The organism is Pseudomonas sp. Marseille-Q7302, assembly GCF_965111925.1.
In genome coordinates this window covers 2,858,924-2,876,799 of record NZ_CBCOPK010000001.1, presented here as the reverse complement: position 1 = coordinate 2,876,799, position 17,876 = coordinate 2,858,924, and the positions used below count along the sequence as shown (strand labels likewise).

The following is a 17,876-nucleotide window of genomic DNA, read 5'->3' as shown; positions in this document are numbered from 1 at the left end:
GACATGTCCAGTTTCCGTTCTTCCGCTCAGCCGCATGACGATCCCGCGACCCCTGACCACTATGGCGACCTCGCCGAGCGTCACGTCTCCGCCGCCCGGGTCTTCACGCTCCTTGCTCCCCATCGAGCCGCGATCATCCTGGTGGTGCTGCTGATCGCGGTCGCCGGGATGACCGGCGTCGTCGGTCCGTTCCTGATACGCAGCATCGTCGACGATGCCTTGCCGGCGAAAGACCTCAGGCTCCTGGGGTATCTGGCGGGCGGCCTGGTCGGGGTCGCGCTGTTCAACGCCATCGCCAACCTGACGCAGACCTACGTCTCGATCCGGGTCGGCCAAAGCATCATGCACGCGCTGCGGACACGCCTCTACCAGCACCTGCAGAGCCTATCGCTGAGCTTTTTCTCCGGTACCCGCGCGGGCGAAGTCCAGGCGCGCCTGTCCAGTGACATCGCCGGTCTGCAGACCCTGCTGACCAACTCCGCCACGGATCTCGCCAAGCACCTGAGCGTGGTGGCTGCAACCCTGGTAGCGATGCTGCTGCTGGATTGGCGACTGGCCTGTGCCTCGCTGGCGGTCATTCCGCTGCTGGTCTGGATCAATGGACGCGTCGCGCAGTTACGGGAGCGCGTGACCTACCAGCAACAGGAGCAGGTGGCGGACCTGTCGGCCAATATCGCCGAGTCCCTGTCGGCCGGAGGCATCATCCTGTCGCGCACCATGGGTCGCGTGCACTACCTCGTGCACCGTTTTCAGCGGGATTCGGCAACGCTCGCCCGCCTGGAGACCCAGGCCAGCACCGCAGGGCAGTGGGAGTTCGCGCTCGTCTTCCTGGCGCTGGATATCCTGCCCGCGCTGACGTTCATGGGCGGCGGCCTGTTCATCGGCCTGGGCCTGGAGGTATCCATCGGGACCCTGGTGGCCTTCATCGCCCTGCAGGAACAGCTGCTCTGGCCGCTGATCGAGATATTCGAAACCCGCATCGAGTTCGCCAAGGGCCGTGCCTTGCTGGCGCGTGTGTTCAGCTACCTGGATACGCCGGCGACGGTCACCGAGGCTGCATCGCCGGTGAGCCTGGCGCGCCAGGACTTCACGCAGGGCATCCGCTTCGAGGACGTCAGCTTCGCCTATGGCGACCGGGTCGTGCTCAAGGATCTGACGCTCGAGATACCGGCCGGCAAGCACACGGCGCTGGTCGGCCCGACCGGCTCTGGCAAGACCACGGTGTCCTACCTTATCGCGCGGCTGTACGACGTCGATCACGGCCGTATCACCTATGACGGTATCGATGTCCGCGCGCTGAGCTTCGAAAGCCTGGCCAACCTGGTAGGCATCGTGACCCAGGATACCTTCCTGCTCAATGCCAGCATCGAGGCCAATCTGCGCTTCGCCAAGCCCGAGGCGAGCGAGGAGGAGTTGTGGTGGGCACTGGAACGGGCGCAGTTGGATGCGACGGTGCGCGGGCTTGCCGACGGGTTGCAGGCGGGCGTCGGTGACCGGGGTTATCAGCTGTCCGGCGGCGAGCGCCAACGCCTGTCGCTGGCGCGCATGCTGCTGCGCGATCCGCCGATCATCCTCCTCGATGAAGCGACCAGCGCCCTGGACGCCAAGACGCAGGCCGCAATGGCCAGCGCCCTGGCTTCGCTGCAGGGCCAGCGGACCTTGATCTCCATCGCGCATCGCCTGAGCACCGTCAGGCAGGCCGATCAGATTCTTGTCATTCAGGCGGGGCGGCTGGTGGAGCAGGGTACCCACGACGAGTTGGTGAGGCAGGAGGGACTCTATGCAGCCATGGCACTGAATGCCTGAACGCCTCTTAGTGGAGGAGCTGACCTCAGCGCATTGTCCGAAAGGCTTCCCGCAGGTGCACCACGAATGCTTGCGGATTTTCCATCGCCGCGAAGTGCCCACCCTGATCGGCTTCCGCGAAGAACCGCAGATCGGCGAAGCGCCGCTCTGCCCAGCGGCGGGACAGGCGCAGCTGCTCGCCGGGAAAGATGCTGACGCCAGCGGGTAGGGGTAGCGGGGCGGTGGGCATGCCATTCGCCATCTCGCGCATCGCTTCCCAGTAGAAACGCGCCGAACTGGCACCGGCATTGGGCAGCCAATAGAGCATGATGTCGTCGAGCAGATGATCCAGCGCCAGCACGCGCTCGGGCTCGCCCGCGGTGTGCGATACATCCTGGAACAGGGCGTAGATCCAGGCCGCGAGCCCCACGGGTGAGTCGGCCAAGGCAAAGGCGACCGACTGCGGCCGGGTCGCCTGTACTTTCATGTAGCCCGAGTATTCGCGCTCGTAGCGGGTGGCATCCGCGAGCATCCGTTGCTCGTCCGGCGTAGCCTCGGCCACTTCCTGGTCGGTGGGCTGGAACATCACCATGTTCAGATGCACGCCTGCCAGGCCCGCTGGGCGCAGGTGCGCCAGGGCCGTTGTCACCGCAGCGCCCCAGTCACCACCCTGCGCCAGCCAGTGATCGCCGTAGCCGAGCCGGCGCATGAGCTCGATCCAGGCCATGGCGGTGCGGCCAACTCCCCATCCGGATGCGCTCGGCTGGTCCGAGAAGCCAAAGCCGGGCAGGGACGGAATCACCAGGTGGAAGGCGTCGCTCGCATCACCCCCATGGGCGACCGGGTTGGTGAGCGGGCCTATCGCCTCACGAAACTCCAGCACTGAACCTGGCCAGCCGTGGGTGAGCAGCAGCGGTGTGGCCTGCGGCTCGGGAGAGCGCACATGCAGGAAATGAATGCCGAGCCCGTCGATTTCGGTACGGCTACTGCCCCAGCTGTTCATCAGGGCCTCAGCCGCTCGCCAGTCATAGCCCCCGCTCCAGCGCTCCACCAGGGCCTTCAAACGCTCCAGTTGCGGTCCCTGGCTCCCATCGCGGACGGTCTCGCGGTCTGGCCAGCGGGTCCGTTGGAGTCTTTCGAGCAGGTCGTCGAGCTGGGCTTGGGGCACCTGGATAGGAAAGGGCTGGATGAGATCGGTCATGGAGAGCCTCGCAGTAAAGGGCGCAGTCGCATAACTGAACGTTATCGTTCAGTTTACAGCCACTGTCAATCCGCTTAAGGTTCGGCCATGAGCGAGATGACCAAACCACGAGGCGGGCGACCCCGTCGGGAAGAGGCAGGCGATGTCGATCGCCGATTGCTGGACGCCGCGTTCGAGCTGTTCCTGGCGCAGGGCTTTGCCGGTACCTCTTGCGAGGCGGTCGCGCGGCTCGCGGGGGCAGGCAAGGCCAGCCTCTATGCACGCTATGCCAACAAGGATCAGCTGTTCGAGGCCGTGATCCGCCGCCACTCCGGAACGCTGCCGCAGATCGAGCCCCTACCCACGGGCCTGCCCCTGGCAGAGCGGCTGCGGCTGGCCGGTAAGGACATGCTGGAGCACGCCTCACGGTCGGAAACCCTGGCCATGATGCGTTTGGTCATCGCGACGGCCGATCGTTTCCCGGCGGTCGCGGCCGAGGCGACCCGCATCGGCTGGGAAGCCGGGCGCCTGCGTGTGCGGCAGGCGATCGAAGCGGGCCCGGATCGGCCGGACGACATCGATCACCTGCTGGAGGCGTTCATCGATCTGGTGTTTGCCCCGCATCAGCTGCGGGCGCTGCTGGGTGATGACCCCCAGTTGCTACAGGCTCAGGCGGCGGACCGGATCGAGAAGGCGATCCGCCTCCTGGTCCGCTGAGTGCACCTGGCGGGTGAACGGGCCACCTTAGTGCTGTGGCCGGCCTTTTAGGGCACGTTAGCCAGGTAGCCTCCTCCTGCTTGAGCGCGGAATATCCAAGGGGGTGGACGTACTCCCTCAGACGCGATCCCGCCGCTGTGGCCTGCCGGCCAGTTGCCGGGCCAGGGCGATGAAGTTCTGCAGGGCGGGCGAAGGGTTGAAGGCGCGGCAGGCCAGGGTGATCGGGGCGGCCAGCCGGGGGCGGGCGTCCAGGATGGGGCAGTAGAAGATGCTGGATCTGTGCAACTCGGTCATGGAGGCCGGGACCGCCGAGAGACCGGCGCCGGCGGCCACCAGGCTGAGGTTGGTGAGCATGCGGTCGACTTCGAAGGCGACCCGGGGCTCGAAGCCGGCATGGCGGCAGGCGTCCAGCAGATTGGCATACATGCCCGGCGCGCCCGGTTTGCGCACCAGGATGAAATGTTCGTCGGCCAGGGTCGCCAGTGGCAGTCCCCGGCGCTCCAGGCTTTCCAGGGCCTCTTCGCCGATTCCGGCGATGAGTCGGTGATTGCTTGGCAATGCCAACAGCATCGCCTCGTTGAGCAGCCGGTGATAGGTGACACCCTCCGGCGCGCTGACGGGGGCGCGCAGGATGCCGATATCCAACCGGCCCTCGGCTACCCGCTGGGTAAGGCCCTGGGCGTTGTCTTCGGCGATGGCGATCTCCACATCCGGGTAACTGTCCCGGTAGGCGCGGATGATGCGGGGAATAAGGGCATGGGCGGCCGCCGAACTGGTGAAGCCGAGGGCCAGGGTGCCGTCGATGCCGCGCGCGACGCGTGCCGCACGGTGGGCACCCTGGCCCACCCGGGCGAGGATGTCGCGGGCCTCCAGCAGGAAGGCGGCGCCCCCGGCGGTCAGGGCGACGCCCTTGGGGTGACGCAGGAAGAGGGCGAAGCCCAGTTCGTCTTCCAGGGCCCGGATCTGCTGGCTGAGCGGAGGCTGCTGCATGTTCAACCGCGCGGCGGCCCGGGTGAAATGCTGCTCCTCGGCTACCGTGACGAAGTAACGCAAATGCCGCAATTCCATTCGCTCGCAGGACCTCGTTGACGCCGGCCAGGGTGACCGATCGGTTAGGATGGGGCGCACGGTGTCTGGCGCCACCCGCACAATAATAACAACGGCAGGAGTCCGGATGATCGCGCGGATCGCTCGCAATGGCAGTGTGCAGATAGGCGTGGCCCTTGCCTGCGGTTTGCTGCTCGGACTCTGGCGTCCTGACCTGGGCGCTGCCATGAAGCCGTTGAGCGATCTGTTCCTGCGCACCCTGGGCCTGGTGATTCCCCTGCTCATGTTCGCGCTCATCGTCGCGGCCATCGCGCGGTTGGGGCGGGGTGCCGGCGCCATGGCGGCGCGCATGGTTCTCTATTTTCAGCTCATGTCGTTGCTGTCCCTGCTGGTCGGCGTACTGGTTGGCCTGCTGATCCACCCGGGTACCGCCACCGGGCTTGGCCCCGTACCCATCGACTGGAACGGCGTGGAGCCCGCGGACCCGCTGCTGCCGAGTGCCGCCACGCCCTTGCCGAGTCTGCTCGACAGCCTGCCAGGCACCCTGGTGGGCGCCTTTACCCAGAGCGCCATGCTGCCCATGCTGTGCCTGGCCATCGCCCTGGGGCTGGTGCTGCGCGGCCTGGGCGAGCGGGGTATGCCGTGGCTCGCCGGGATCGAACAGGTCTTGGCGCTACAGTTGCGGCTGCTGCGCCTGTTTCTCCGACTGGCGCCCCTCGCCGCCTTTGGTGCCATGGCCTTCACCGTCTCACGTTATGGCGGCGCTTCCCTGTGGCCCCTCCTGAAGTTCCTGGTCGCGGTCTATCTCGCCGCCCTGTGTTTCATCTGCGGCGTGCTGGGGCTGGTGGCTCGCCTCTGTGGCTTTTCGCTGCTGCGCCTGATCGTCTGGTTGAGGCGCGAGTTGCTGCTGGTGGCGGTCACCGGCTCCTCGGTCGCGGCCTTGCCGTTGCTGATCGGTCGCCTCGAACGCGCCGGGTGTCCGACGGAGCTGGTTCGGCTGTCGCTCACCACCGGCTACACCTTCAACCTGGCGGGCTCGAATCTGTATATCGCGGTGGCACTGCTGTTCCTGACCCAGTTCGCTGGCGTGGAGCTGTCAGCCGCGCAACTGGCGATTTTCATCATCGTCGGTTTGATCACCACCCTGGGTTCGACCAGTGTCGCCGGTTCGGCTTTCCTGACCTTGGCGGCGACCCTGTCGATCTTGCACTTCGTGCCAGTGGAGGCGGTCGGCCTGTTGCTGGGCGTCGAGCGACTGATGAAATGCCGGTCGCTCACCAATGTGCTGGGTAACTGCGTCGCCTGCCTGGCGCTGGCGCGCTGGCAGGGGACGCTGGACCGGCCACGACTGGCGGCCGCGCTCGCCTCCTGAGCCGGGCGAGTCGATCAGTTCTTCAACAGCTTGCCGAAGGCCTGGTCGAGGGCGGTACCGGCCTCGGCCAACCGCTGACGCCGGGCCTTGGTCCAGTCGACATCGGCCTGCAGGGCCTGCTTCGCCTCGCCGAGCATACGTTGCACCTCGGCCGGTTGCGGACCACCAGTACCGACCCGCGTCTTGACCATGTTGGTCGGAGAGAGCGCGTTGCGGAATTCGGCTTCCTGCAGCGGCAGGCTGGTCTCCTTCCACTGGTATTTCTCGGCGGCCTGGGTGTAGAGCTGCCGGGCCTTGGCGAAGGGAAAGGTCTTGGGCGTGTAGCCTTCGTTGCGGGCTTCCGTGACGATCAGCGAGGCGAAGCTGTGACCGATGCGGAAGGGCACCTTGTGCGCCCGCTCCAGGGTATCGGCCAACTCCATCGAGGTGGTCCATTCGTTCTCGAGTTCTTCCAGGGCGCGCTGCGGATTGACCTTCAGGGCGTCGAGCACGCGGTCCATGCTGGTGAACATGCCGATGGCCGAATCGTAGAAATTCAGGTCATCGAAGGCGAACTTGTAGTCCGTCATCCCAGTGGTCACGTTGTGCGCGCGCAGGGTGATGGTCTGCGCCAGGCCGATGGTGTCCGAGGTGGCTTCCCGGGTGCGCATCAGCAGCCCCGGATTGCGTTTCTGCGGCATGGCGCTGCTGGTGTAGGTGGAGCCTTCCTCCAACAGCAGCCAGGGACGGATCTGGTGGTACTGGGTGTGGATGTCACCGATCATCGCGCCGAGACGGATCGCCGAGGAAGCGGCGATATCGGCGGCTTCGATGGGAATGTCGTAGGTGGAGACCTGGCTGGAATCCAGCGAGTTCTGGCGCACGCCATCGAAGCCGAGCAGGCTGGCGAGGCGCTCGCGGTTCAGCGGGTAGGCGGAGTTGGCCAGTACGGCGGTACCCATCGGGCTGAGGTTGAGGCGCTGATAGAGCTGGGCGATGCGCTGGGCGTCGCGGGCGAAGGAATCGGCGTAGGCGAGCAGATAGTGGGCGTAGGAGATCGGCATCGCCTGAACGCCGTTGGTATAGGCCGGCACCAGGGTATCGACGTTGGCGGCGGCGAGGGTCAGCAGGCGCTGGCGGGTCGCGTTCAGGGCGTCGCTGTAGGCCAGCACCTGGCTACGCAGGGACGCCAGGCGGTAGGTGGCATAGATGTCCTGGCGACTGCGGCCCGAGTGGATCAGCGAGGCTTCCGGACCGATCTTGTCGGTCATGATCTTTTCCAGCTGGAGCACGTCGCTGGGTCGCTTGCCGTCCGGCTGAGCGCCCTGGTCGATGGCGAATTCGACCCCGCCGGCGATCTTGCGTCCCATCTCCGGGGTGACGATGCCTTCCTCGGTCAGCATCACGATGGACGCCTTGTTGATGCGGTTCAGTCCGTCGAACTGGTCTTCGACGCCTCCAACGCGGGCGCCGCTGTGGGTGACGGTGCCGCCGATCCTGGCGACCTCGGCCTTGCACTCGGCGGTGGTCTTGCAGGGCGAGTCGGCGGTGTTGGCGGCCAGTGCCGGAGTCCCGGCGGCCAGGGCGATGAACAGGGCAAGCGGCAGTAAACGCGGGGTAGCGAGCATGGTCGATGGTCCTTTCGGGGCGGGATCGGGGCCGGTGCGGAGGCGCAGCCGGCCGTGGCGTCAGAGCAGGGGCAGGGTGTAACTGAGGATCAGGCGGTTCTGGTCGAGGTCGGTATCGTTGCGGCTGCGGTAGCTGCCGTTGCGCCAGCGCACCTTGACGTTCTTCAGGGCACCCGTCTGGACGGTGTATTCCAACTCGGTATCGCGCTCCCACTCCTTGCCGGCGATCCCGCCGGGTCCGTCGAAATGGTCGCCCTTGAGATAGCGGGTCATGAAGGCGAGCCCCGGGAGGCCCCAGGCCGCGAAGTCGTAGTCGTAGCGCACCTGCCAGGAGCGCTCGCCCGGATTGGCGAAGTCCGGCGACAGCATTACGTAGTTGACCAGGTACGAATCGGTGCCGTTGAGATGGGGAAAGCCGGTCTCGCCGTGCATCTGCTGGTAGGCGGCGCCGAAGGCATGATGGCCGAGGTTGTAGGTGAACTTGGCTCCATAGGCATCGTTGTCGACGTTGGTGCCGCCGTCCTTGCGCGAGCGGGCATAACGCAGATCGGTCTCCAGCGACTGGTTCTTGCCGAGCGGAAGGACATGCAGCACGTTGAACATATGCTGTTCATAGTTCTGGTCGAGATGACCGTAGTCGTAGACGGTGGTGAGCTGCTTGGTCCATTTGTAGCTCAGCCCGGCGAAGTCGAACTGGTCACTCGGTCGGCCGCCGCGAATGCCGCTGCCCGACACGGTCATGTCCTCGTTCGCGCTGTCGTTGCGGACCCGGTTCTGGGTCAGGCGCCCGGCGTTGAAGGTGAGGTTGTCCAGTTCCTTGGATACCAGCTGGGCGCCCTGGAAGGTCTGCGGCAGCAGGCGCGAATTGCTGCTGCGGATGGTTTGCAGCCGGGGAATCAGGGTGCCGACCTTCAGGGTGCTCTTGGACACCCGGACCTTGCCGGTCAGCCCAAGCTTGCTGTAGTCGTCGGGCGCTCGCTCATCGCCCACCGGCAGCAGACCGGTGTTCTGCCGGTCCGGCCCCGAATCCAGCTTGAGGCCGAGCATGCCCAGGGCGTCGATACCGAAGCCTACCGGGCCCTCGGTGAAGCCGGATTCGTAGTTGAGAATGAAGCCCTGGGCCCATTCCTCCCGCTTGGATTGCCGAGCGCCGGATTGGCGATAGTCGCCGTTGAAGTAGAAATTGCGCAGCTCCAGGTCGGCCTTGCTGTCGGCGAACAGCTCGGCGGAGGCATCGAGGGGAAGGAAGGAGGCGAGGGCGGCGGTACCGACCCCGAGTGCTAGGGGTGACAGGCGCATGATGGGTTCCTTGACGCGTTATTGTTATTGGGCGCGTTTCATCGTGAGGCGATAGCCGCTCACGACGGGAACCTTAAGGACTTTGCTGAAAGATTAAAAATATATGAAAAGTCGTGGGTGAATACTTTTTGAGTATGGCCCTGAGGAGCGAAAAGGGTGTCATTGCTCAGCCGCTGATGGCCGGGTCGAGGTCCTTGCCAAGTCTTGCTGGATGCGGGGGTAGCGATCCGCGCTGGGTATCAGCGGACGATGACCGGTGAAAAGGCTGGCGCGGCGCCTGCTGAAAAGAACCGGTGCTCTCTGATCGTCAAGAGTTGGCTCAGACGGCAGATCCACCGGTCACGGGTGCGACGCTGCCGTCCTCAATCCTCGCTGGAGGCGAAGCCCTCGAGCCAGCGCGCTTCCGAACAGAGCAGGTGGTGGCGCATGGCGGTCTGGGCACCGATCAGGTCGCGGGCTTCCACGGCGCGCAGGATGGCTTCGTGTTCGGCCACGGCGACGCCCCAGGTCTTCTGGCTTTCGGTCTGCTCGGCGACGTGGGTGGAGAGGGGACTATGGCGCTCGTCGAACAGCGAGGTGATGATGCGTACCAGCGTGGAGTTGCCGCTCATCCGGGCCAGGCGGCAGTGGAACTTGCGATCGTCCTCCATGGGCGAAAGTCCCTGGGCGATCTTGTCGCTCATGTTCTGGATGCACTTCGCCAGGTAGCGGTAATCGGCCTTGCCGCCCAGGGAACAGGCCAGCACGATGGTCGCGCCCTCGATCATGGCCCGGGCGTGCATCAGCTCCGAAGGACTCTCGCCGAGGGTGGAGGTACGTGCTCCGGTGTTCAGCAGGGCCGCGTTCACATAGATCCCGGAGCCCTGGCGGACCTCGATGTTGCCTTCGATTTCCAGGGCGATCAGGGCTTCGCGCAGCGATGGCCGGGAGACGCCCAGCAGCTGGGCCAGATCGCGCTCCGGCGGCAGACGGGTACCGGCTTCGATGGCGCCCTCGCGGATGTGCTGGCGCAGGCGATCCGCGATCTTCTGGTAGAGCTTTCTTTCGGTGGTGGCAGTGGGCAGCGTCATTGATGAAACCTGCATCTTCAAGGGCTTCAGTATCTCATGGGCTACCCGGTTCGGCGCCAGCGGCTCAGGGCAGGGCGGCCAGCTCGAACAGCGGCGTCGCCAGCTGCCACTTCTCCGATCCCGCCTCGGGTGAGGACAGCTGATAGCGCGCCATCAGGGTTTCCCATTCCTGGATCCTGGGATTGCGCTGCTCCAGCGCCTGCATCCGCGCAAAGGAGAAATCCGGCCCGGCTTCGAGCAGCATGGTCAGGCGGCAACCGAGGCGCCAGATGGTCATGTTGGCGACGCCGGCCTCGCGCAGATGGGCGATGACCTCGGGCCAGACCGCCGCGTGCTGGCGTTCGTATTCGGCGATGAGTTCGGGATCGTCCCGCAGGTCCAGCAGCAGACAGTAGCGTGTCATGTTCTCGCTCCTCGGCCGGGGGTGGCCGATCAGACCCGTTCAGATTTCGACGATGGCTTTGACGACGCCACGGGCCGGGTCCAGCAGCTCCGCGAAACGGGTGGGCAGCTCGGCCAGTTGCAGGCGATGGGTGTTGAGTGCCGCGTCCGGGATCAGGTCCTCGCGCAGGCAGCGCTCGACATGCTGGAAATCCTCGGCGGTGGCGTTGCGACTGCCCAGCAGGGTGGTCTCGCGCTTGTGGAACTCGGGATCGGCGAAGCGGATGTGGTCCTTGACCACCGAGATCAGCACATAGCTGCCGGCATGGGCGACGAATTCGAAACCGCGCTCGATGGCGCGGGCGTTGCCGGTGGCGTCGAACACCACGTCGAAGAAGTCGCCGTCGGTCAGCCGCGCCAGTTCGTCTTTGTCGCCGTCACCGACGGTGACCGTGGCCGCGACCTGCAAGTGCTGGCGACAGAATTCCAGGCGATCGGTGCGGGTGTCGAGGACGGTGACCTGGGCCCCGGCGATGCCGGCGAAGATCGCCGCCGCCATGCCGATGGGGCCGGCGCCCACCACCAGCACGCGCTGGGCCTGGCCCAGCCCCGAACGGCGCACGGCATGGGCGCCGATGGCGAGAAATTCCACCATCGCCGCCTGGTCGAGGGTGAGGCCCTCGGCCTTGAAGACGAAGCGGTCGGGCAGACTGAGGTACTCGGTCAAGGCGCCGTCACGATGCACGCCCAGGACCGCGATCTTGGTGCAGCAGTTGGTCTTGCCCTGGCGGCAGGCGATGCACTGGCCGCAGGACAGGTAGGGCACCACATAGACGATGTCCCCCGCCTGCAGGCGCCCGCTGTCGTCGGTTTCCTCGACGATGCCGGAAATCTCGTGGCCCATCACCCGCGGGTATTCCAGATAGGGCTGGTTGCCTTCGTAGATGTGCAGGTCGGTCCCGCAGACGCCGACCCGCCGGATGCGGATCAGGGTTTCGCCTTTGCCACGCGCGGGCTTGGGAGTATCGCGGGAGACCAGCAGGCCGGGTTTTTCACAGATGACGGTCAGCATGATGAAACTCCGCATCGCTCGGGATGCACGTTGGATTCGTGGCGATGCTTTCGCCGGGAATGACCGCGAGCGGTCGGCTTCGTCGGTAGAGGGCGGCGGTGGCGCCGATGGGGAGATGGACCTGGCAGGGCAGTCTCATGCCGGGTTTCCTGGCACGGGGGCAGCATCGTCCAGCAAGCCGCGTTGCTTGAGGGTGTTCCAGAAAGCCACCGGGATCGGCGTCTGCAGCCAGGCCACGTTGGTGCTGACCTGCTCGGCGCTGCGGGCGCCGATGACGCAGGACACCACCGCTGGGTGCGCCAGCGGAAACTGCAGGGCCGCCGCTGCCAGGGGTATCGCGAATTCGGTGCAGACCTCCTGTAACGCTCCGACCTTGGCCACCACCGCCGCCGGCGCGACGCCATAGTCGAAATGCTGGCCACCGGCGAGAATCCCAGAATTGAAGACGCCACCGGCGACGATGGCATTGCCGCCAGCAACGCAGCGGTCGAGCAGTGGGCGCAGGCTCTGCTGCTCCAGCAGGGTGTAGCGGCCCGCCAGCAAGGTACAGTCCAGCTGGCATTCACCCATGCTTTCGGCGACGATTTCCCATTCGTTTACGCCCAGTCCGATCGCCCGGACCTGGCCACTGCTGCGCAACTGCTCCAGCGCCCGAAAACCTCCGCCCTGGGTCAGGGCCTGCCAGTGCAGGTCATGCCGCTCGCCATGGGTGCGGCGACCGATGTCGTGCACATAGAGGATGTCGATGCGTGACAGCCCCAGCCGCTGCAGGCTGTCTTCATGAGATCTCAGGATGGCGTCGTAGCTGTAGTCGTAGACTGGCTTGAAGGGCAATGGACGGGCCCAGCCGTCGTCGTTCGCGCGCTCGCTACCGTTGGGGGCGAGCAGCCGGCCCACCTTGCTGCTGAGCACGAACTCATCGCGCTCCTGTTCGTCGAGAACGGTCCCGAGGCGATGCTCCGAGCGGCCATGGCCGTAGAAGGGCGCCGTATCGAAGTAGCGGATACCCTGCTGCCAGGCGTTCGCCAAGGTATCGACGGCCTGCTGCACCGGCATCTCCTGATGCAGACCCCCCAGCTGGGAACAGCCGAGCCCGAGTACCGGGAGCGTCAGGGGGCTTCCGGCCAGGTGTCGCCGCTCAGAGAGGTTCATCGCCAGGCCTCCGTTCAATACAGCACGTTGCGGGCGTCGGCGCTATCCAGGTTGGCCTTGTCGATGAGCAGGACGCCGGTGTCGATGAACTTGGGCACCTTCTGCTTCTCGATCACCTTGATCACCGTGGCGACCGATTCCAGGCCCATGCGATAGGAACTCTGCACCACGATGGCGTCCAGGGTGCCGTCGCGCACGAAGCCCTGCAGGTCCTCGTTGCCGTCGAAGCCGATGGCCTGCAGCTTGCCGGCCTTGCCGGACTGGGCGATGGCCCGCGCCATGCCGACCGCGGTGGGTTCGTTGGCGCCGTAGATGCCCTTGAGGTCGGGATTGGAGGCCAGGACGTCGGTGGTCTGGTTGAGGGCGTTGGCCATCTGCGACTGGGAATAGAAGGGGCCCACCACGGTCAGCTGCGAATGCTGCTCCAGGTATTTGCGGAAGCCGCCGACCCGGCCCACTTCCGAGCCGGTGCCCGGCACATAGGACATGATGGCGATCTTGCCGGTCTTGCCGACCTTCTCGATCATGCGCTGGGCGGACAGCTCGCCGGCCTTGTTGTTGTCGGTGGAGAGAAAGGACTGGTAGTAGGGCGCGCCGCTTTCCGCCACCGAGGAGTCGATCAGCACCACCGGGATATGGGCTTCCCAGGCCTGCTTGATGGCCGGGACCAGGGCGTCCGGGTCGGACGGCGCCAGCACGATGCCCGAGACGCCGCGGTTGACGGCATTGACCACCATGTTCACCTCGTCGGCGATCGCCGATTCCGAGGCCGGTCCCTGGAAGGTGACCTTGTAGCTGGTGTGCTGCTTGGCCGTTTCCTGCACGCCCTTCTGCACGTTCTGCCAGTAATTGGAGTTGGCACTCTTGACGATGACGGCGATCTCGCCGTTACCGGCCAGCGCCAGGGAGGTCGCTGCGGAGAGGGCGACACCCAGGACCACTTTCTTGAAGTTTTTCATCGGTCGTTCCTTGTTGTTGTTATCGAGGGTTCACTTCTTGCGGTTGCGGAGCTGGTCGATACAGACGGTCAGCAGGATCACCAGGCCGATGATGATCTGCTGGGTGAAACTGGAGACGCCGAGCATGTTGAGGCCGTTGCGCAGCACGCCGATGGTGAAGGCGCCGATCAGGGTGCCCGACACGCTGCCGATGCCACCGGAGAGGGAGGTGCCGCCGATCACCGCGCTGGCGATGGCGTCCAGTTCGTACATCACCCCTTCGTTCGGCTGGGCGGTGACCAGGCGCGACATCAGCACCGCGCCGGTCAGGCCGGCCAGCACGCCGGACAGCACATAGGTGAAGAGCGTGACCGCGCGCACCTTGACCCCGGAGAGCCGGGCCGCTTCGGCGTTCGAGCCCACGGCATAGATGTGGCGGCCCAGGCGGGTACGGCTGAGCACCAGCCACAGGGCGATGGCCAGGACGATCATGATGATCACCGGGTAGGGGATGCCCGGAAAGATCACGTTGGGAAAGCCGTCGTCGCCGATGCGCTCGATGCGGCCCAGAACGCCGTTGCCGAGCACGCCAAAGGCCGCGCCGAGTCCGGAGATGGGCTGGGCATCGGTCAGTCGCAGCGCCAGGCCGCGGGCCACCAGCATCATGCCCAGGGTGGCGATGAAGGGCGGCAGCTTGACTAGGGTCACGAACAGGCCGTTGATCGCGCCGCAGATCCCGCCGACGATCAGGCCCACCAGGATGCCCACCTCGATGGACGCGCCGGCCTTGACCGCCATGGCGTTGGCCACGCCGGCCAGGGCCAGTACCGAGCCTACCGAGAGGTCGATGCCGCCGGTGATGATCACCGCCGTCGCACCGAGGCCGAGAAAGGCGATGGAGGTGACCTGCAAGGCCACGCTCATGCCATTGCCCATGGTGAGGAAGGCACTGCTCATGGAGGAAAACACCGCGATCAGGGCCAGCAGGCTGACCAGGGCGCCAAACTTCTGCAGAAATTCTTTTTGTTTTTCGGTCATTTCTCTGTCTCGCTCGACAAGCTGAGGCGACCTGCCGTCAGTGCGACGTGCAGCCGGAGGCGTAGTGCATGATCTGGTCCTGGGACGTGGCCCGGGTCTCGACGTCACCGGTCAGGCGGCCTTCGTGGAAGACCAGGATCCGATCGCTCATGCCCAGCAGTTCGGGCAGCTCCGAACTGATCAGGACGACGCCGATGCCCTGGGCGGCCAGTTGGTCCATCATTTCGTAGATGGCGTACTTGGCGCCGACGTCGATGCCCCGGGTGGGCTCGTCGAAGAACATGATCCTGGCATCCCGGAACAGCCATTTGCCGATGATGATCTTTTGCTGGTTGCCGCCCGAGAGGTAGCGGGTGACCTTGTCGATCGAGGGCGTGCGAATGTCCAGCCGCCGCACGTAGTCCTGGGCGACCCGCGCCTCCTCGCCGAAGCGGATGAAGCCCAGCGGCCCGCAGAGGGCATCCAGATTGGCCAGGGTCAGGTTGTGCGCCAGGGTCATCTTGACCGCCAGGCCGTCCTTCTTGCGGTCTTCGGACAGGTAGGCGATGCCTTCATCGATGCCGTCGCGCGGCGTGCGGATGCTGACCGCGCGGCCGTTGATCTCCACCTCGCCGGCATCCAGCCGGTCGGCGCCAAAGATCGCCCGGGCGATCTCGGTGCGCCCGGCGCCCATGAGACCGGCGAAGCCGAGGATCTCGCCGCGGCGCAATTCGAAGCTGATGTCCTGGAAGACCCCTTTGCGGGCCAGGCCTTGCGCCCGCAGCAGTACCTCGCCGGTAGGCACCGAGGTGCGCGGCGGGAATTTCTCGTCGAGGGAGCGCCCGACCATGCCCGCCACGATGGCGTCGACACTGGTATCGGCAAAGCGCTGGGTGGAGACGTAGCGGCCGTCGCGCAGAATGGTCACCCGGTCGACGATGTGGCGCATCTCGTCCAGCCGGTGGGAGATGTAGAGCATGCCGACGCCGCGCGCCTTGAGGTCCTGGATGACCTTGAACAGCGCCTGGGTCTCGCTTTCGGTCAGCGAGGAGGTCGGTTCGTCGAGGATGAGTACCCGGGCGTCCAAGGACAGCGCCTTGGCGATCTCCACCATCTGCTGCTGGGCCACCGACAGCTTGGCCACCGGGGCGCGGGGGCTGATGGCCACGCCCAGGCGCGCTAGGCAGGCTTCGGTGTCCGACTGCATCTTGCGTCTGTCGATCAGACCGAAGCGCACCGGCTCGCGGGCCAGGAAGATGTTTTCCGCCACCGTGAGGTGGGGCACCAGGTTGAGTTCCTGGTGAATGATGGCGATGCCGACATGCTCGGCTTCCGACACGGACTTGAAGTGCCGCTCTTCACCGAGGTAGCGGATCCGCCCCTCGTCCGGCGGCTGCTGGCCGCTGACGATCTTCATCAGGGTGGACTTGCCGGCGCCGTTCTCACCGCAGATGGCGTGGACTTCGCCCGGGTAGAGGCTAAGGCTGACGTCGTCGAGGGCCACAACGCCGGGAAAGCGCTTGGAAATGTTTTCGAGCGTCAGGCAGGGCGAGGGCGCGGGCGGTACGGGGCCGCCACCGTCACCGCGGGGCGATGGGGTATCCAGCATGGTGCTCTCTCTTGTTGTTGTTTTAGGGTCGTTGCCCTATGTGAGATCCATGGCAGGGAAAGCTACACCTCACTCAAGATGACTGGCAAGACCAATTAGATTTTTTGGAATTGGTCTTGCCAGATTGCGGCGTGGTTCCGGAAGTCCCTTTGGCCCAAGGCAGGCGATAGGTAGCGGACGGACCAGCGCTCAGGACACTGCGGCTTGGTACCGGGTCGGCGCGGGGCAAGACGGCAGGGGCGGACCAGCGGGGGCTGCGTCCGATCCACGGGTCCATCTGGATGGTCTGTGGGGAGGGCGCCGCGGGTGGCCCGGCCGTTACCGCGCCAGGCCACCCGCGGAGTCGTGCTAGCGCACGGGCGCAGTTGCGAGGCGTTCCGGCCGGGCGTCCCGGAAGGTGACCAGAAAGGCCAGCAATACACCCAGGGAGAACACCGCCGGGAATAGCCAGATGCCTTGCCAGTCATGGCCGGTGCCGCTGGCATAGTGATCCGAGACCATCCCGGCGACCCAGAAGCCGACCAGCATGCCCACGCCATAGGTGGCCAGGGTGATCAGGCCCTGGGCGGCGCTCTTGTTCGCCTCGCCGGCCTTGGCATCGGTGTAGATCTGGCCGGAGACGAAGAAGAAGTCGTAGCAGACGCCGTGCAGGGCGATGCCCAGCAGCGGGTAGGCGAGGGCGTCACCCTGGGCGCCCAGGGCGAAGCAGCCATAGCGTACGGCCCAGGCGAGCATCCCCACCAGCAGGGTCCGCTTGAGGCCGAAGCGGCGGATGAACAGCGGCAGCAGCAGCATGAAACCGACTTCGGACACCTGGCCCAGGGTCATCATGCCGGTGGGATTGGCGACCCCCAGTTCGGCCAGGAAGAGGTTGGCGTTCTGGTAATAGAAGGCCAGCGGGATACAGATCAGCACCGAGGCGGCAAAGAAGACGGCGAAGCTGCGGTCCTTGAGCAGGCGCAGGGCGTCCAGGCCGAGCGCTGCGCCCAGGCCCTGGCCGGCGGACGGCAGCGGTGCGGTCCGCGGCAGGCTGAAACTGTAGAGCCCGAGGATGAGGGAGGCGCCAGCACCGAGCAGGAAGGTGTTGCGCAGGGCACCGGCGGCGATGCCGGTGCGGCTGTCCCAGGCGAAGACGAAACTGATGGCCAACCCCGCGGCGATCCAGCCCAGGGTGCCCCAGACGCGAATCTTGGCGAACTGGCGGGCCGGATCGGCCAGATGACGGAAGGCCACCGAGTTGGCCAGTGCCAGGGTCGGCATGTAGCAGAGCATGTAGGCCAGCACCAGCGGATAGAAGGTGGCGAAGTCGGCGGCCGCATAGACCTGGTAGAGCAGTACCGCACCGACCAGGTGCAGCAGGCCGAGGATGCGCTCGGCATTGAAATAGCGATCGGCGATCAGGCCCACCACGAAGGGCGCCAGGATCGCCCCCCACGACTGGGTGGCGAAGGCCTGGCCGATCTGGCCGCCATTGGCGCCGAGGGTGTTGCCAAGAAAGGTGGCGAGGGTGACGAACCAGCTGCCCCAGATAAAGAACTGCAGGAACATCAGGGTGCTCAGGCGTAGCGAAAGTGCGTTCATCGTCGATTCCTTGTTGTGGGTTATGTGACGAAAAAACGAGGTGGGGCTG

At 65.7% G+C, this 17,876-nt stretch carries 15 protein-coding genes; 3 read left to right on the top strand and 12 right to left on the bottom strand.

The genetic code is table 11. The features are described 5' to 3' along the window. Positions 1-3 precede the first annotated feature (3 nt). Positions 4-1,806 (top strand): ABC transporter ATP-binding protein, encoded by a 1,803-nt coding sequence (locus tag ACWPW1_RS13465; RefSeq protein ID WP_454253173.1) that lies wholly within the window; start codon positions 4-6, stop codon positions 1,804-1,806. A 25-nt stretch (positions 1,807-1,831) separates the two neighbouring features. On the opposite strand, the gene ACWPW1_RS13460 is transcribed toward ACWPW1_RS13465, so the two are convergent. After that, positions 1,832-2,986, bottom strand: a complete 1,155-nt coding sequence (locus tag ACWPW1_RS13460; protein ID WP_454253172.1) for an epoxide hydrolase family protein — start codon at positions 2,984-2,986, stop codon at positions 1,832-1,834. 87 nt (positions 2,987-3,073) lie between these two features. On the opposite strand from ACWPW1_RS13460, the gene ACWPW1_RS13455 reads away from it, so the two are divergent. Then, positions 3,074-3,682, top strand: a complete 609-nt coding sequence (locus ACWPW1_RS13455; protein WP_313647305.1) for a TetR family transcriptional regulator — start codon at positions 3,074-3,076, stop codon at positions 3,680-3,682. 117 nt (positions 3,683-3,799) lie between these two features. Here ACWPW1_RS13455 and ACWPW1_RS13450 read toward each other — a convergent pair whose 3' ends face one another. Beyond that, on the bottom strand, positions 3,800-4,750 hold the full coding sequence (locus ACWPW1_RS13450) for a LysR family transcriptional regulator (RefSeq protein WP_454253171.1): 951 nt from the start codon (positions 4,748-4,750) through the stop codon (positions 3,800-3,802). Positions 4,751-4,856: 106 nt separating this feature from the next. Here ACWPW1_RS13450 and ACWPW1_RS13445 point away from each other — a divergent pair, with 106 nt between their 5' ends. Then, positions 4,857-6,101, top strand: a complete 1,245-nt coding sequence (locus ACWPW1_RS13445) for a cation:dicarboxylate symporter family transporter (protein ID WP_454253170.1) — start codon at positions 4,857-4,859, stop codon at positions 6,099-6,101. Between the two features lie 14 nt (positions 6,102-6,115). On the opposite strand, the gene ACWPW1_RS13440 is transcribed toward ACWPW1_RS13445, so the two are convergent. From ACWPW1_RS13440 to ACWPW1_RS13395, 10 genes are all read right to left on the bottom strand, one after another. Beyond that, a complete protein-coding gene (locus ACWPW1_RS13440; RefSeq protein WP_454253169.1) occupies positions 6,116-7,708 on the bottom strand; it encodes an argininosuccinate lyase in 1,593 nt (530 codons plus the stop codon). A gap of 60 nt (positions 7,709-7,768) precedes the next feature. Continuing rightward, entirely contained in the window at positions 7,769-9,007 is a 1,239-nt protein-coding gene (locus tag ACWPW1_RS13435) for an OprD family porin (RefSeq protein ID WP_059315230.1), read from the bottom strand. Between the two features lie 362 nt (positions 9,008-9,369). Further along, the gene (locus ACWPW1_RS13430) at positions 9,370-10,077 is read right to left on the bottom strand and encodes a FadR/GntR family transcriptional regulator (protein ID WP_059315229.1); all 708 of its coding nucleotides are present in this window, start codon (positions 10,075-10,077) and stop codon (positions 9,370-9,372) included. Between the two features lie 64 nt (positions 10,078-10,141). After that, complete coding sequence (locus tag ACWPW1_RS13425; protein WP_313647311.1) at positions 10,142-10,480, bottom strand: L-rhamnose mutarotase; 339 nt, start codon at positions 10,478-10,480, stop codon at positions 10,142-10,144. Positions 10,481-10,519: 39 nt separating this feature from the next. Continuing rightward, a complete protein-coding gene (locus ACWPW1_RS13420; RefSeq protein ID WP_454253168.1) occupies positions 10,520-11,530 on the bottom strand; it encodes a zinc-binding alcohol dehydrogenase family protein in 1,011 nt (336 codons plus the stop codon). 135 nt (positions 11,531-11,665) lie between these two features. Continuing rightward, positions 11,666-12,682, bottom strand: a complete 1,017-nt coding sequence (locus tag ACWPW1_RS13415) for an aldo/keto reductase (protein WP_454253167.1) — start codon at positions 12,680-12,682, stop codon at positions 11,666-11,668. Between the two features lie 14 nt (positions 12,683-12,696). Continuing rightward, on the bottom strand, positions 12,697-13,641 hold the full coding sequence (locus ACWPW1_RS13410) for an ABC transporter substrate-binding protein (RefSeq protein ID WP_059315225.1): 945 nt from the start codon (positions 13,639-13,641) through the stop codon (positions 12,697-12,699). Between the two features lie 30 nt (positions 13,642-13,671). After that, entirely contained in the window at positions 13,672-14,658 is a 987-nt protein-coding gene (locus ACWPW1_RS13405; RefSeq protein WP_454253166.1) for an ABC transporter permease, read from the bottom strand. A 37-nt stretch (positions 14,659-14,695) separates the two neighbouring features. Then, complete coding sequence (locus tag ACWPW1_RS13400; RefSeq protein WP_454253165.1) at positions 14,696-16,246, bottom strand: sugar ABC transporter ATP-binding protein; 1,551 nt, start codon at positions 16,244-16,246, stop codon at positions 14,696-14,698. 348 nt (positions 16,247-16,594) lie between these two features. After that, a complete protein-coding gene (locus tag ACWPW1_RS13395; protein ID WP_454253164.1) occupies positions 16,595-17,827 on the bottom strand; it encodes a nucleoside permease in 1,233 nt (410 codons plus the stop codon). Positions 17,828-17,876: the final 49 nt, after the last annotated feature.

Excerpts from the sequence above, each read along its gene's own strand:
- ACWPW1_RS13435 (WP_059315230.1), bottom strand. The coding sequence starts at position 9,007 with ATGCGCCTGTCACCCCTAGCACTCGGGGTCGGTACCGCCGCCCTCGCC.
- ACWPW1_RS13440 (WP_454253169.1), bottom strand. The coding sequence starts at position 7,708 with ATGCTCGCTACCCCGCGTTTACTGCCGCTTGCCCTGTTCATCGCCCTG.
- ACWPW1_RS13410 (WP_059315225.1), bottom strand. The coding sequence starts at position 13,641 with ATGAAAAACTTCAAGAAAGTGGTCCTGGGTGTCGCCCTCTCCGCAGCG.
- ACWPW1_RS13450 (WP_454253171.1), bottom strand. The coding sequence starts at position 4,750 with ATGGAATTGCGGCATTTGCGTTACTTCGTCACGGTAGCCGAGGAGCAG.
- ACWPW1_RS13405 (WP_454253166.1), bottom strand. The coding sequence starts at position 14,658 with ATGACCGAAAAACAAAAAGAATTTCTGCAGAAGTTTGGCGCCCTGGTC.
- ACWPW1_RS13415 (WP_454253167.1), bottom strand. The coding sequence starts at position 12,682 with ATGAACCTCTCTGAGCGGCGACACCTGGCCGGAAGCCCCCTGACGCTC.
- ACWPW1_RS13400 (WP_454253165.1), bottom strand. The coding sequence starts at position 16,246 with ATGCTGGATACCCCATCGCCCCGCGGTGACGGTGGCGGCCCCGTACCG.
- ACWPW1_RS13420 (WP_454253168.1), bottom strand. The coding sequence starts at position 11,530 with ATGCTGACCGTCATCTGTGAAAAACCCGGCCTGCTGGTCTCCCGCGAT.
- ACWPW1_RS13460 (WP_454253172.1), bottom strand. The coding sequence starts at position 2,986 with ATGACCGATCTCATCCAGCCCTTTCCTATCCAGGTGCCCCAAGCCCAG.
- ACWPW1_RS13445 (WP_454253170.1), top strand. The coding sequence starts at position 4,857 with ATGATCGCGCGGATCGCTCGCAATGGCAGTGTGCAGATAGGCGTGGCC.
- ACWPW1_RS13465 (WP_454253173.1), top strand. The coding sequence starts at position 4 with ATGTCCAGTTTCCGTTCTTCCGCTCAGCCGCATGACGATCCCGCGACC.
- ACWPW1_RS13395 (WP_454253164.1), bottom strand. The coding sequence starts at position 17,827 with ATGAACGCACTTTCGCTACGCCTGAGCACCCTGATGTTCCTGCAGTTC.
- ACWPW1_RS13455 (WP_313647305.1), top strand. The coding sequence starts at position 3,074 with ATGAGCGAGATGACCAAACCACGAGGCGGGCGACCCCGTCGGGAAGAG.
- ACWPW1_RS13430 (WP_059315229.1), bottom strand. The coding sequence starts at position 10,077 with ATGACGCTGCCCACTGCCACCACCGAAAGAAAGCTCTACCAGAAGATC.
- ACWPW1_RS13425 (WP_313647311.1), bottom strand. The coding sequence starts at position 10,480 with ATGACACGCTACTGTCTGCTGCTGGACCTGCGGGACGATCCCGAACTC.